The following is a 13782-nucleotide window of genomic DNA, read 5'->3' as shown; positions in this document are numbered from 1 at the left end:
GATTGTTTAAAAAAGAACGTAATAAACATAGAACTATAAAAAAGATGTAGAGGGGATTGGCACATAAGTGGAGCATATGCTTGTTGCGGCCTAAATCTAAATCACTCGGTGTTGCGGAAGTTACTTCGATAATAAACGGACCCATTCAATCTGATCGGCTTTTGCGAAAAGTCGGTGGTCTTGATTTTCAAAGTGAAACGTTAACGCCAGCCTCTTTAATTATAACAAGAGTGTTTCTAAATAAAAAAGGTAAGGTACAAGTAAAAAAGGGGCCGTTAGTACATATGGAAAAGTTGAATCTTACGAAAAATACTGCAGGGAATAAAAAAGTTTTTTTAAGAAAAGAAATCGAAGCAAGTCGGTTAGGAGAAGAGCTCTATTCGGATGATGTATTGAGTCAATATTCTGTTTATCTATTAAGAAAATTTGAATTAACGACAGATTATGAGCAACCAGAACAATTCGAAGGATTGTTAGCTGATCTTCCAGAGCAATTTAATCATGAATTTGAGGATTGTGTCGCAAAAAATCTTTATGTGCGTGTGACACAAAAAGCTGTGTATGTCACACTACTGCTAGCATTAGCACATCCACTCAGTAAGTTGCAAATAAGTGATCTACGTACTTGGATCAGCAGTTTAGAAGTTCCTGAACTACCATTAGAGCATCTCTCAAGTTTCTCTGAAGATCTACCAATTGAAATGGTTAAAGGCTTACAGGAAACGAATAGTGAAGTCTTACTTTTGACAGAGATGATGAATCAATTTAGCGAAAATCTGAATGACATTTATAAAGAAGTCCAAACTGTTAAGGACAAAAGGACACCGCCTGTTGTTAAAGTAGTACAAAGTAAAGTAGCTGCAAAAGAGGCATTAGAATTTGAAAATGCTAAACAATTAAAAGCAGTCAATGAAAAGATAGCACAATTGGCGGAAGAATTTTCCACATTTAAACTAGCTGTAGACGAAAAATTAGCCAAGATACCAAAACCTAAAACACCGCCAAAATTTAAAATTGTTTTTGGTCCGGACGAAAAAGCGGGTCCAACGATAGAGAATCGTCTAGACGAAACATTAAAAAGGATCGATTTGCTAGTACAAAGAATGAATCGTTCTGATCAACAAGTGGCAGACTTGAATAAAACAATTGAAAAAAATAAACAAGAAAAAAGACCATCGCTTAACTTCTCTACAGCGAGAAAAGCAGCGGATGAACAAAATAGAATAGCAGATAAATTAACATCGACCAGTGATGAAGTCACAACGATCGCACGTCAGATGCAGCAGATCAATGATAAATTGAGTACTGTCGAATCAACTGTTTCAAAGGTAAAACCAGATTCAGCAGCAATAGCAAGGATAGAAAAAGACCACGGTCAATTACAAGAGACAGCGTCGGAAACACTTAAGTTGAACAAAGAGATTGATCTACTGACAAGGAAATTACAAACGGTTGAAGCAGAATTGACCATTGTTAAAAATGAAAAGAAAAAAGTACCTACAGCTAAACTGACTAAAAGTGATTCAGCAAAGAAATTGACTGAGCAACACCAAAAAGATCAGGAGCAATTAAAATCTAATGCGACTGAAATAAAAAAACTAACACAAACTGTTGGTAAAGTAGATGTTCAATTAATCAAAGCACATCAAAAAATAGCCGAGCTAGAACAAAAGATGCGTCAAACGACACAAGCTGCTGCTGTAGCGAAAAAAACAACCGCTACAACGGTTCAGCAAACTCCTGAGACAAGTTTCAATAATACGATAATGGGACCACCAGCGCCGCCGACAAGGCCTGCAGTGTCACAACAGCCAGTTGCACAAGCAACTAGAAGTTTCCCGTCGAAAGAGACTTTTTTACAAGCTAATAGACCAATGAGACCTGTCATAGAGGCAACAGAAGAAAGACCTACAGTGACATTAGCAATCGAAGAAATGCTTGATCGTGTCTCAGAAAAACATCCGCAAACAGCAGAAACAAGGAGTTCCTGGTCATTAGAGGAAGGATACGATAATAATAATAATAACGCCTTAGATCCGCAGGGACCATCTTTGCGCCGTTTGAAAAAATTAGAATGGGATATCCATTCATTTTTCCAACAAGGACGAGGGCTAGGACATAAAGGAATGCTACCTAAAGCTGACTTTTATGCTAATATTCGTAAAATCGAAGTCTTACCGTATTTATGGGCCTCTGTTTATGAGCGGGAAAAGAAAGATATCTTGTTAGGCAACGAATTAAGTACGCAGCAATTAATCAACGATTTGAGTGATTTTTTAGAAGAGATCAGTATATTATCCAAGAAACGAAAAGTCATGGGTAAATGGATTTATTGTCCAAAAGAAGTGGAACAAAAAATGGAAGGCTATAAACTATTAAGTGACTATCTAGAAACGTACTTGGCACGCCAAAATTAGTAAGAATCACTAGCGTAAACTATACAAATAAGCTAAAATCGGGTGAGTTGATTGTCTGTTTTAGCTTATTTTTGTTCGCTCGCAGAATCATTGATTTTCTAAATGTTCATTTACTGGTACAATAAAAGGACTAAAGAAATTAAAGGTGCAGACAAATGACAGGATCATTGATCACAAAAAAGAAAATTGCGAAGGTATTCAAAAAACTTGTTTCAGATAGTGGTTTTGAAAAAGTGACGATCGCAAAAATCATGCAGGAAAGCAATATGCGGCGTCAAACATTTTATGATTATTTTCAGGATAAATATGAATTGGCGGATTGGATTTTTCAACAAGAGGCGATTGAAAAAATTGAAGACAATCTGGCTTATGAAGGTTGGCAGGTCATCGTAGAAAATTTGTTTGTCTATTTTGAGGAGAATCAGTTGTTTTATCGAAAGATCTTGCTTTTTGAGGGACAAAATTCGTTTCAAGAGTATTATACACAGCATCTTGAAGTGTTGATCAGCCAAGTTCTTGTGATCAAGGATCAGTCATCGGGTGAGATGAAAAAATCAGATCGTTTGTTTTTAGAGGAATTTTACGCAAATGCGTTTGTCTCTCTAACAACTAAATGGATCATTGAAGGATGTAAGGTTGATGCTCACCGATTTTCTGAACAAATGAAATTTGCGTTTCTAATAGGCTTTGAGGAAAAATAATGAGTAGCAGAGTGTGGATGAAATGACACTGCTACTCATTATTTTTGCTTAGTTCGTTATTTGCTCAAGGGCTAAACAGCTTCATTGCGCTTTTCTATGCTCTAGCTACATGAACCAGCCCTGTCGTCAAATAGATAACTGCTAGTAAAGATTAAGAGCATCTTTACTAGCAGTTCCTAATTTGCTCAAGGGCTAAACGGTTCATTTCGCTTTTCTTATTTCCAGCCAAAGGCGTCTGTCGGTGTATTTAGATAGGTTAGCCATTTTTCTTCTTTGATTGTTAATAAGGTTAAAGAAAGTCCGTTTGTATTGTAAGCTGTTAAAAAATTTCCCATTCGTTTATAGACCACATTGATATCTTCTATATCTAGTAATTGTTGTACATCGTTCATAAAAATTCCTAGTTCAAGTAATGGCGTACTGCCTAAGCCGTTTATTAAGATGGCAGCTTGGGTCAGGTCTGCTTTTTCATATTGTTGCTTGAGCTTATTGACTAGCTCGATTGCGATGCGTTCTGAGGACCGCATCGTTTCAATGCGGTAGCCAGGTTCTCCGTGGATACCGATTCCGAAGTACATTTCATCTTCTGCAAGTTGATATTGTTGAGGGATGATACCAATCGGCGAAGCGGGAGAAAATGCAACCCCTAATGTCTTAATCCGAGGAATGAGCTGTTCACCTAATGTATGCAGCTCATTTAAAGAATGCCCTTGCGCGGCTGCAGCTCCAAGAATTTTATGGACAAAAACCGTTCCGGCAACTCCTCGTCGTCTCTTTTCAAAGGTGCCGCTTTCAATAGAACAATCATCATCTACGATCACATGAGAGACGAATAATCCCTTTGCTTTCGCCAAGTGCTCGGCTTCTAAAAAACTCGCCAAATCCTTTTCAAAATTTTTGATGATCAATAACGTTCCTTGACCATTATATGTTTTCTCGATAGCTTGAAGAATTTCGCTTGCGGCAGGTGGTTCAAAAATAGCGCCCATCACTGCACAATCCAGCATATTTTCCCCGATATACCCGACATGAGCCGGTTCGTGGCCACAACCGCCCCCACTAATCAGGACAACTTTATTTTCAGCAATCTTTTTTTTAGTGACGATCCCAGTACCTACTTGCCAATCAAGTCTGTCGTTATATGTATAAGTCAGTCCAGCTAGTAACTGCTGGCGCATGTGTCCACTGGAATTGATCAATTGTTTCATTGAGCCTCTGCCCCTTTTCGATAATATCTGTTTCTATTATACGCTGTCTGTCCAGTGAAAACTATAGTTTGAATAAAGAATGAAATGAAAGCGGACACATTTTGTTGTTTGTCCGTTGCAACTTTTTTTATAAGCGAGTATTGTAAACGTATACAATAAATAAAAGCACAATGAGCTCGTCCAACTCTGACAGAAAAATAGGGAAATATGAGGGTGGCACTCTTTGCCACAATCGGATTTTATCTTTTTTCCGAAGAGTTAGCTCATGGAGCTAGATAAAATAAAAGCACAATGAGCTCGTCCAACTCCGACAGAAAAATAGGGACGATCGAATGTGAAAATAGAAAGATGAAAACTAAATGAACACGCTCATCAAACAAAGATAAAATAGGAGGGAATAGTATGAAAAAAATCATCAATCAAGCACAAAATGTAGTTCCAGAAATGGTGCAAGGATTTGTTCGTGCCCATCAGGAAAAAGTGCAACAAGTCCCAGAAACCTTTGTTTTAAAACAAAAAGAAATCAATAAACAGGTAGCTTTGATCAGCGGCGGCGGTAGCGGCCATGAACCAGCCCATGCCGGATTTATTGGATCAGGGATGCTACAGGCTGCCGTTTGCGGACAAGTATTCACATCACCTACGCCTGACCAAATTTTTGAAGGAATCAAAGCTGTTGACCAAGGACAAGGCGTTGTCATGGTCGTGAAAAACTATTCTGGAGATATCATGAATTTTGATATGGCGAAAGATTTAGCAGAGATGGAAGAGATCAAAGTCGGCACAGTTGTTGTGGATGATGATATTGCTGTGGAAGACAGTACGTATACGCAAGGTAAACGTGGTGTGGCTGGCACGGTTTTCGTCCACAAAATTCTAGGAGCAGCAGCACGTAATGGAGCATCAGTGGATGAATTAGTTGCCTTAGGTGAAAAGGTTGTTAAGAATTTGAAAACAATCGGTGTGGCTTTAACAGGTGCAACGGTTCCAGAAGTCGGCAAACCTGGATTTGTTTTAAAGGATGATGAAATTGAATTTGGTGTTGGTATCCATGGAGAGCCTGGTTACAAACGAGAAAAAATCAAAACGTCTAAGGAAATGGCTGAAGAATTAGTTTCAAAACTAAAAGTGGCATTCCAATGGGGTAAAGGTGATAAATTTGCTATTTTGATCAACGGATTAGGCGGCACACCATTGATGGAACAATATATTTTTTATGATGATGCAATGAAATTATTGGATGCAGAAGGTGTAGAAATCTCCTTTTCAAAAGTCGGCAATTATATGACTTCTTTAGAAATGGCAGGGCTTTCTATGACATTGCTGAAAGTGGAAGATGATTGGGTACAGGCCTTGAATGAAGAGGTGGATACGGTGGCTTGGTAAAAATGCCACATAATGAATTAACGTTAGCTACACGTACTAGTCTCTCAGAAAAAAGGTAGGATCTGCCTGTGACCTAAAGAGTCCACAATTTATTTTTCTGTCAGAGCTAAACGAGCCCACTACACTTTTAAATTAGGAGGAATTTAAATGTTTACTGTAGATAATCTAAAGAAAACACTACAATTATTCAAAGAAAAAATCGATCAAAATAAAGACTATTTAAGTGAATTGGATACACCAATCGGGGATGGAGATCATGGGAATAATATGGCTCGTGGGATGGAAGCGGTGAGTGAGAGTCTAGGAAGTAAAGAGACGGAAACAATACAAGATATTTTCAAAGTGACCGCAATGGCTTTGATCAGTAAAGTCGGTGGTGCTTCTGGTCCGTTATATGGAACAGCGATGATGGAAATGGCCAAAGCATCGGCAACAACTGCTGAGGCACTACCTATTTTAGAAGCAGGATTAGCAGGAATTGAAAAACGTGGAAACAGCAAACCAGGTGAAAAAACCATGCTGGATGAATGGGCGCCGGCAATAGACGCAATTAAGAGTGATACGTTAACAGAAGCAACGTTGAAAGCAGCGGTAGAAGCGACAAAAGATATTGCTGCGACAAAAGGACGAGCGTCTTATGTTGGTGAGCGTTCTATTGGTCATATCGACCCTGGGGCAATGTCCAGCATGTATTTCTTTCAATCTTTAATGGAAGCAGGTGTGTTCGATGAGTAATGGTGTAGTGATCGTCTCTCATGTGAAAGAAATCGGTGAAGGTGTGGACCGCTTGATCAAAGAAGTGGCAAAAGATGTACCGATAACTGTTGCAGCTGGCTTAGACCAAGGAGCTGTGGGGACATCATTTGAAAAAATCATGGATGCGTTTGAAAAGAATTCTGCGCAAACATTGCTCGCTTTTTATGATTTAGGCAGCGCTAAAATGAATTTAGAAATGGCCATTGATATGACAGAAAAAGAAGTGTTACTGTTTGATACAGCCTTAGTAGAAAGCGCTTATACGGCAGCGGCCTTGTTGCAAGTAGATACACCGATCGAAACCATAAAGGAGCAATTAGCCCCTTTAAAAATAAAATAAAGATGAGAATAGGAGTTTCCAAACATGAGAAAAGCATTTATTAGTCCAACGAAATATGTTCAAGGGGAAGATGAATTACTAAATTTAGGTTATTTTGTTACGACTTTTGGTAAAAAAGCCTTGTTAATCGCCCATAAAGATGATGTGAACCGAGTAAAAGAGAAACTAGATAAAACGGCTGAAAAATTTGATATTTCCTTTGTTGAAAGTAATTTCCACGGAGAAGCATCCCGTGTAGAAGTGGCTCGGCTACAAAAAGTGGCTAAAGAAAATGATTGTGATTGCGTGATCGGTCTGGGAGGCGGCAAAGCGATCGATACGGCAAAATGTGTGGCTGAAGGTCATAACTTGATTATCGTACCAACCATTGTTGCAACAGACGCACCGACAAGTCATTCGGCAGTTCTTTATACAGAAGATGGTCAGTTTGATGATTATGCATACTTCGTTCAAAGTCCAAGTGTTGTTTTGATCGATACAGTTGTTATCGCAAATGCGCCAACACGTTTCTTAGTATCTGGTATGGGAGATGCCTTATCTACTTATTTTGAAGCAAGAGCTACGCATAATTCTTATTCTAACGTTAATGCTGGTTTGCCTTGCGGCGCCCGTGAAGGTGTCTGTCCGCCAGCTAAAGGAACGAATACAGCGTTGGCATTAGCTAAATTATGCTATGAAACAATTTTAGAAGATGGTCTAAAAGCCAAAGAAGCTTCGGATAATAACGTAGTAACACCAGCTCTTGAAAATATCATTGAAGCAAACATCTTACTTTCCGGCTTAGGGTTTGAGAGTGCAGGACTCGCTGCAATTCATGCAATCCATGATGGGTTGACCGTTTTACATGATGCTCATGGCGCAACACATGGCGAAAAAGTAGCATTCAGTACGATTTGTCAGCTAGTTTTAGAAAATGCGCCAAAAGCTGAGTTATATGAAGTATTGGATTTTGCTTTATCAATCGGTTTACCCGTTTGTTTAGCTGATTTAGGGGTGAAAGAAATTTCAGATGCTGAGCTAACAGAAGTAGCTGAAAAATCATGTATTCCAGAAGAATCCATTCATTCAATGCCATTTCCAATTACAGTAGACCAAGTTAAAGCGGCAATTATTGTGGCTGACAAAATTGGAAGCGAGTATAAGAATAAGAATCACTAAAAAAGTTAGTAGCAAAGAAGAACCTGAGTAATAATCCAAAGTCTGCTGGATTTATTACTCAGGTTTTTTATCAACAGTCGTCTAAGTCATCAATAACGGGATGAGCCCTGTAACATTGACAAATACGTGCAGAATGATTGGAAAAAGTATATTATCTGTTTTTTTGTAAAGAATACCCAAAATAATCCCTGAAAAAAAGTAAGGTATTACGAGTAGCCCTTCATTAAGCGTGCGAGCATCCATGTGTAAGCAAGCGAAGAGAAAGCTGGAAATAAGGATGGCAAACCAGGAAGGAACATATGTAGATAAACTGGAGATCAGCATTTGCCGATAAAATAGTTCTTCTACGATCGGTCCGATTATGCCTAAGACGACAATAATTGTTATTGGTGAAAGTAATTGGCTAACGATCATAATGTCTGAATCATTCTGAAGTGTCTCGGTAATACCAAGGTAATTAATTAAGAAAAAAGCTGGTATGAGGGATAGATTATCTCCTATGTAGCCAAGAACTAAAATGAGCAATGATTTGAGTTTGTTATGAACGATCCAGCTTAAATTCTTTCTAAGAGTCGTATGATACAGGGTAATACCGATAATGAAGAGAAGTACATATACTGCTATACTTAAATTTGTTAAAGTGATCTTTTCTATTAATAAAGTCGGGATCTTAAAAAGAAAAACAGTCACATAAATAACTAGATATAGAATAAATAGTAGTTTTTGTTTATTCAAAAGCACCCTCCTGTGTCAAAGTAATTAGTAAATGGCTTGATGCGATCGCTTTTTCAGAAACGTTAAAGCTGCTTATTAAAAGGACTAATAAGAGAATTATGATAACAATGCCAAGAATAACGACCCACTTTTTATATTGTTGGTCTTTTTTAAATTCCTTGATGATTTCTTCGTCTTCTTTTAATAGTTGGTCGAGAGATAAATCGTATAATTTACTTAACTCAACTAACAATTCAATTGAAGGATAGGTTCTGCCGATCTCCCAACTGGAAATAGTTGAACGTGAAACATGGAGTATTTCAGAAACCTCCTGCTGGGAATAGTGATTAGCGGTTCGGGCTTCTTTTAGACGTTGACCGATTTTCATAGTGATCATCCTTTCGTGATTTATATTGAAAATGATAATATACATAATGGTGAAAAGAAAGTGTAGATCTGTCACAATCCGCTGATACACAACGATGTGTAACTATGTAACGCCCCAAAAAAAACAAGTCGATAGTAGAAGATGAATGGATCGATCTATTTCAAGGAGACGATGACGATTTTACAAGAATAAGAAAAAATCAATAGTGGAAAAATAATCAGTTATAAGCTAACATATAAAAGAAAATAGATGTAAGTGATTTTTTAGAAGTGGTCAAAGAAGGTGGTGAACAAATGAAAAATAAAATAAACCAACTACTCCATTGGATGAAAGCACATAGCTTGTTATTGAAATTGATCTTTCTGGGTTCTGTTTTGATCTTTGTCGCGAATCAAGTGACGCATATTGTGCAGGGAATGACTTGGCAGGATGTCTTTCACACGATGGGACAACAAAATCGCTTTCGGATCATCGGAATGATTCTGGTCGGCTTGATCGGCGTTTTACCGATGTTATTATATGATTTAGTAGTGGTAAAAGTATTAGAAGAGCAAGGGAAGCCGAGAATGAATCGCTGGGAGTGGTTTGTTTCCGCTTGGGTCACAAATACGATCAACAATCTGGCAGGCTTTGGCGGTGTGGTCGGCGCAACATTGCGGGCTAATTTTTATGGCAAGGACGCGCCGCGTAAAAAAGTGGTTGCAACAGTTTCTAAAGTTGCTCTATTTATGATTTCGGGTTTATCTATTTTAGCATTTATTGCGTTCATCGATGTTTTTTTTATTCGTCCAGATAGTTTATTTAGAGAATATTGGGTCTGGCTATTGGCAGGCAGTTTGATTGCGCCAGCCTTGTTGTTATTTACTCAAATTAAAAAATATACTCTGTTCAAAGATTTTTTCCCGAAAGGTATTTTTCTTTTGTTCGGGGCATCACTGGGGCAGTGGTTAGGTGCTATGCTCGCCTTTTTAAGTGTGGGTGCATTGATGTCTGTTGATGTCTCCTTGGTTTCTGTTTATCCAATGTTTGTGATTGCGACATTGATCGGTATGCTGACAATGGTGCCAGGTGGTATGGGAACGTTTGATGTGTTGATGATTTTAGGCTTGGCACAATTAGGAGTGGGGCAATCGACAGCAGTTGTTTGGCTGATTTATTATCGATTATTTTATTATGTTTTACCGTTTATTACTGGAATTATCTTATTTATTCATCAAACAGGTATTAAAATCAATCGTTTTTTGGATAATTTACCCCGAATTTTTTCGCAAAAAGCTGCTCATTTTATTTTAGTTGCAGCACTTTATTTTGCTGGAATCATGATGGTTTTGCTGTCGACGATTACAAACTTATCGAATGTTAGCCGCTTGTTCAAGTTTTTATTGCCATTCTCTTTTGATTTTTTAGATCAAACATTTAATATGTTGATTGGCTTTTTGTTATTGGGTCTGGCGAGAGGGATTTCGATGAAAGTCCGCAAAGCTTACTGGCCAACGATTAGTCTATTGATTTTTGGAATCGTTAATACCATTTCTAGAACGGCTTCATGGCAATTGATTTTAGTTTATCTGGTGATTCTTTCAGCGGTATTTTTGGCGAGAAAAGAGTTTTACCGGGAAAAATTTGTTTACTCGTGGGGTGCGCTGGCAGTCGATGGTGTTTTGTTTAGTTTCTTGTTTATTATTTATGCGGTTGCAGGGTATTATAGCTCTCATCCTGACAAAACAGGACCGCTTCCTCATATGTTTTTACTATTTCCATCAGATGATGTCTGGTTTTCTGGCTTGATTGGCTTAGGGATTTCGATGATCGGCTTGATCACACTGTATCAATACCTAGCAGATACTTCAAAACGTTTAGGTGAAGCGTATCAGGAAGAACGTTTAACGGCCTTGATCGATCGATATGGGGGAACGTCAGGTAGTCATTTACTCTATTTGAAAAATTATACGTATTATTACTATCAGGAAAATGGAAAAGATGAGGTCTTATTCGCCTACCAAATCAAAGGAAACAAATGCTTTATTTTAGCTGATCCGATTGGAAATCAAGAAAAATGGACGCAAGGCACACTGGCATTTATGGATGCAGCCGATTTACTAGGCTATCAAGCCGCGTTTTATCGAATCAGCGAAAAGTATACGATGGTTCTGCATGATTTAGGATTCGATTTTATGAAGGTTGGAGAAGAAGGAATCGTTGATTTTTCTACGATCGATAAAGCCCATGTCTCTCTCTCAACCAATAGTATGGAATTGCAGCATTTGACTAATTCTGGCTATCGCTTTACGTTGTATCATGAACCAGTTTCAGATGAGCTGTTTCAGGAGTTGGCTCGTGTATCTGAAGAATGGTTAGGAACGCAACGAGAACGGAATTTTGTGGGTGGTCATTTTGATAAAGAGTATCTTGAATTAAGCGATATCGGTATTGTGCGGAATGAACGTCATGAAGTGATTGGTTTTATTACCGCTAAGCCAATCGTTCAAAATCGTGAAATGTCGTATGACTTACTACGCTATAGTGAGGCAGCACCACAGCATATGACTGATTTTTTGTTGACTCATTTTATTGTGGCCTACCAAAAACAAGGCTATCATTCGGTTGATTTAGGCACAGCGCCATTGTCAAATGTAGGGGAAACAAAGTATTCGTTTTTAAATGAACGTCTAATCAATATTTTTTATAAATATGGGGATCAGGTCTATAGATTCAAAGATGCAAGAAAAGAGAAAGAGCCTTATGTAACAAATTGGGAAGCTAGATATTTTGCTTATTCAAAACAAAGTAATGTCTTATTTGCTTTTATCCAGCTTGCTTTGTTGGTTGAACGCGGCAAGGGAAAAGTAGTTTCTTTGGTTGAAGAAGTAATGATCGAATCATAGAAATAAAAGGATGGGAAGCGACCAGAAAATGGGTTCTTCGCATCCTTTTCGTATACGTCTTAAGTACCTCTAGTAAAAATATAGGAATAGCGTATAATAATTAAAAAGAGACAAAGGAGGTTTTTGGGATGGTTATGGAGCAGGTAACTGTACAAACTAAGGCAGAACTAGCAGCAGCCTTAGATAAAAAAACAGATGAGATTATCGTTGAAGGCGATTTCAGTCAACTTATCGCAGAAATCAAAAAGGGCCAATTAAATGACACAGAAATGATGGGATTCACGGTTGGTAGCGGCGGCGTAGGTATTTTGGTAGAATACGGATTCGGCAAGTTGATGGAACTTTTTGATCCAGCAAGTAAAGCAGATAAAAAAATCCACAAGCAAATTGAACGTTTATATAAGATTCAGCGTTTGACGTCAGAGTCATTTCTATTACATTTAAAACAATTAGATTATTAAAAATAGAAGAAGGCGGGAGAGCAGTTACTTTTTCTGTTTTCCGCTTTTTTATATAAAAAAAGGAGTGGCTTTAGCGAAGTGTAATCAGCATGGGAGAACGACTATGTTACACGGATCAAGCCTAAAGGAAGGAAAAAAGAAAGTGAAAAAATCAAGAAAAGTCATCATTGATACAGATCCAGGGATCGATGATGCAATTGCCATCGCTGCAGCATTGTTTGATGAACGGTTGGATATCAAACTTTTTACGACAGTTGCGGGGAATGTTAGTGTGGATAAAGTAACAAAAAACCTCCTTAAGTTGCTGGCTTTTTGGGATAAAGAGGTTCCTGTGGCGATCGGTTCAGATCGACCATTGTTGCGTGAAGCGATCAATGCTAGCGACATTCATGGAAGCACAGGCATGGATGGTTATGAATTTCCAGAATCCAAGTATGAATTATTAACAAAAAACCATGCAGTAATTGAGATGTATAAAGTACTGATGGAGTCAAAAGAAAAGACTACGATCGTTGGGATCGGACCATTAACTAATATCGCTCTTTTGCTTAGAATGTATCCGGAATGTGTGGAAAGAGTCGAAGAACTGATCATTATGGGTGGCTCGTTAGCCAGAGGAAATTATGGTGTATTGTCAGAGTTTAACATCGCAGCTGATCCGGAAGCGGCCAAAATCGTTTTTGAAAGTAAGATGCCTTTAACGGTCGTCGGATTAGATGTAGGAGAAAAAGCCTTGGTCTTACCTGAAGAGCGGGCAACGCTCCAAAAGATGAATAAAACGGGTGACATGATCGATCACTTGTTTAGCGCATATCGCGGTGGTAGTTTAGATACTGGATTGAAGATGTATGATGGTTGTGCGATCGCCTATCTGCTAGATCCTGAAATGTTTGAAGTGCGAGAGTCTTATGTTACAGTTGAAACTCAAGGGTTGTTGACGGCTGGAGCGACATTATTCGATTTAGATGGATATCTGGGAAAAGAGATAAACTGTCGTGTTTGTGTGGATATTGATGAAAAACAATTTAGACGGTGGTTTTTAGAAGCGATTAGAAAGTGTGATTGATTCTGTGTTATACAGATATGCCATTATATAGTTTAAACTATCCAGTTATATCCATTTGCGGGAGGCATATCCCATTCTTTTGTAGCGTTTGTAGTTTGTATAAGTAAAATATCCTTAACTGGGTTAGGAGTCCATGTTAAGGGGGATAATTAAAGAGTTATGTTTCAATTAGAAGTAGATAACATGATTTGCTAAGCTTCACAAAGTGTTATAGACGCTTTTGCATTACTATTCTTTACTTACAAGTTCATTTTTATATGTGTACAACAAAAAAGGGCTCTTTGTCAACTAATGTTGGTAAA

General features: G+C 38.1%; 12 protein-coding genes. 9 read left to right on the top strand and 3 right to left on the bottom strand.

Going from position 1 to position 13782, the window contains the following annotated elements; translation table 11 throughout:
• Positions 1-80: 80 nt before the first annotated feature.
• Both RV15_RS10905 and dhaS read left to right on the top strand, forming a co-directional pair.
• Positions 81-2417 carry a hypothetical protein gene (locus tag RV15_RS10905; RefSeq protein WP_245791341.1) on the top strand — a complete coding sequence of 779 codons (2337 nt, stop codon included), beginning with the start codon at positions 81-83 and terminating at the stop codon, positions 2415-2417.
• 155 nt (positions 2418-2572) lie between these two features.
• Positions 2573-3118, top strand: coding sequence for a dihydroxyacetone kinase transcriptional activator DhaS (dhaS, locus tag RV15_RS10900; protein ID WP_071878081.1), 546 nt, complete (start codon positions 2573-2575; stop codon positions 3116-3118).
• Positions 3119-3333: 215 nt separating this feature from the next.
• On the opposite strand, the gene RV15_RS10895 is transcribed toward dhaS, so the two are convergent.
• Positions 3334-4326, bottom strand: a complete 993-nt coding sequence (locus RV15_RS10895) for a dihydroxyacetone kinase subunit DhaK (RefSeq protein WP_071878080.1) — start codon at positions 4324-4326, stop codon at positions 3334-3336.
• Between the two features lie 402 nt (positions 4327-4728).
• On the opposite strand from RV15_RS10895, the gene dhaK reads away from it, so the two are divergent.
• The 4 genes from dhaK to RV15_RS10875 all read left to right on the top strand — a co-directional run bounded on the left by dhaK (position 4729) and on the right by RV15_RS10875 (position 7966).
• The gene (gene dhaK, locus RV15_RS10890; RefSeq protein ID WP_071878079.1) at positions 4729-5712 is read left to right on the top strand and encodes a dihydroxyacetone kinase subunit DhaK; all 984 of its coding nucleotides are present in this window, start codon (positions 4729-4731) and stop codon (positions 5710-5712) included.
• A gap of 147 nt (positions 5713-5859) precedes the next feature.
• Positions 5860-6447, top strand: a complete 588-nt coding sequence (dhaL, locus tag RV15_RS10885) for a dihydroxyacetone kinase subunit DhaL (RefSeq protein WP_071878078.1) — start codon at positions 5860-5862, stop codon at positions 6445-6447.
• The gene (gene dhaM / locus RV15_RS10880) at positions 6440-6808 is read left to right on the top strand and encodes a dihydroxyacetone kinase phosphoryl donor subunit DhaM (protein ID WP_071878077.1); all 369 of its coding nucleotides are present in this window, start codon (positions 6440-6442) and stop codon (positions 6806-6808) included. The genes dhaL and dhaM overlap by 8 nt, the downstream gene beginning before the upstream one ends.
• Before the next feature lie 24 nt (positions 6809-6832).
• Positions 6833-7966 carry a glycerol dehydrogenase gene (locus RV15_RS10875; protein ID WP_071878076.1) on the top strand — a complete coding sequence of 378 codons (1134 nt, stop codon included), beginning with the start codon at positions 6833-6835 and terminating at the stop codon, positions 7964-7966.
• Positions 7967-8047: 81 nt separating this feature from the next.
• Here RV15_RS10875 and RV15_RS10870 read toward each other — a convergent pair whose 3' ends face one another.
• Together RV15_RS10870 and RV15_RS10865 are read right to left on the bottom strand one after the other, a co-directional pair.
• The gene (locus RV15_RS10870; RefSeq protein WP_071878075.1) at positions 8048-8701 is read right to left on the bottom strand and encodes a CPBP family intramembrane glutamic endopeptidase; all 654 of its coding nucleotides are present in this window, start codon (positions 8699-8701) and stop codon (positions 8048-8050) included.
• On the bottom strand, positions 8694-9068 hold the full coding sequence (locus RV15_RS10865; protein WP_071878074.1) for a helix-turn-helix domain-containing protein: 375 nt from the start codon (positions 9066-9068) through the stop codon (positions 8694-8696). Before RV15_RS10865 ends, RV15_RS10870 begins: the two co-directional genes overlap by 8 nt.
• Positions 9069-9361: 293 nt before the next feature.
• Between RV15_RS10865 and mprF the strand changes: the two genes are divergently transcribed.
• The 3 genes from mprF to rihC all read left to right on the top strand — a co-directional run bounded on the left by mprF (position 9362) and on the right by rihC (position 13480).
• On the top strand, positions 9362-11953 hold the full coding sequence (gene mprF / locus RV15_RS10860) for a bifunctional lysylphosphatidylglycerol flippase/synthetase MprF (RefSeq protein ID WP_071878073.1): 2592 nt from the start codon (positions 9362-9364) through the stop codon (positions 11951-11953).
• Positions 11954-12081: 128 nt separating this feature from the next.
• Positions 12082-12414 (top strand): hypothetical protein, encoded by a 333-nt coding sequence (locus tag RV15_RS10855; protein WP_071878072.1) that lies wholly within the window; start codon positions 12082-12084, stop codon positions 12412-12414.
• A gap of 103 nt (positions 12415-12517) precedes the next feature.
• A complete protein-coding gene (rihC, locus tag RV15_RS10850) occupies positions 12518-13480 on the top strand; it encodes a ribonucleoside hydrolase RihC (protein WP_071878071.1) in 963 nt (320 codons plus the stop codon).
• The last annotated feature ends 302 nt before the right edge of the window (positions 13481-13782 follow it).

It is taken from the genome of Enterococcus silesiacus (assembly GCF_001886225.1).
GTDB lineage: Bacteria > Bacillota > Bacilli > Lactobacillales > Enterococcaceae > Enterococcus_L > Enterococcus_L silesiacus.
The sequence above is the reverse complement of the archived record's forward strand: the minus strand, read 5'-3'. Positions and strand labels throughout refer to the sequence as shown.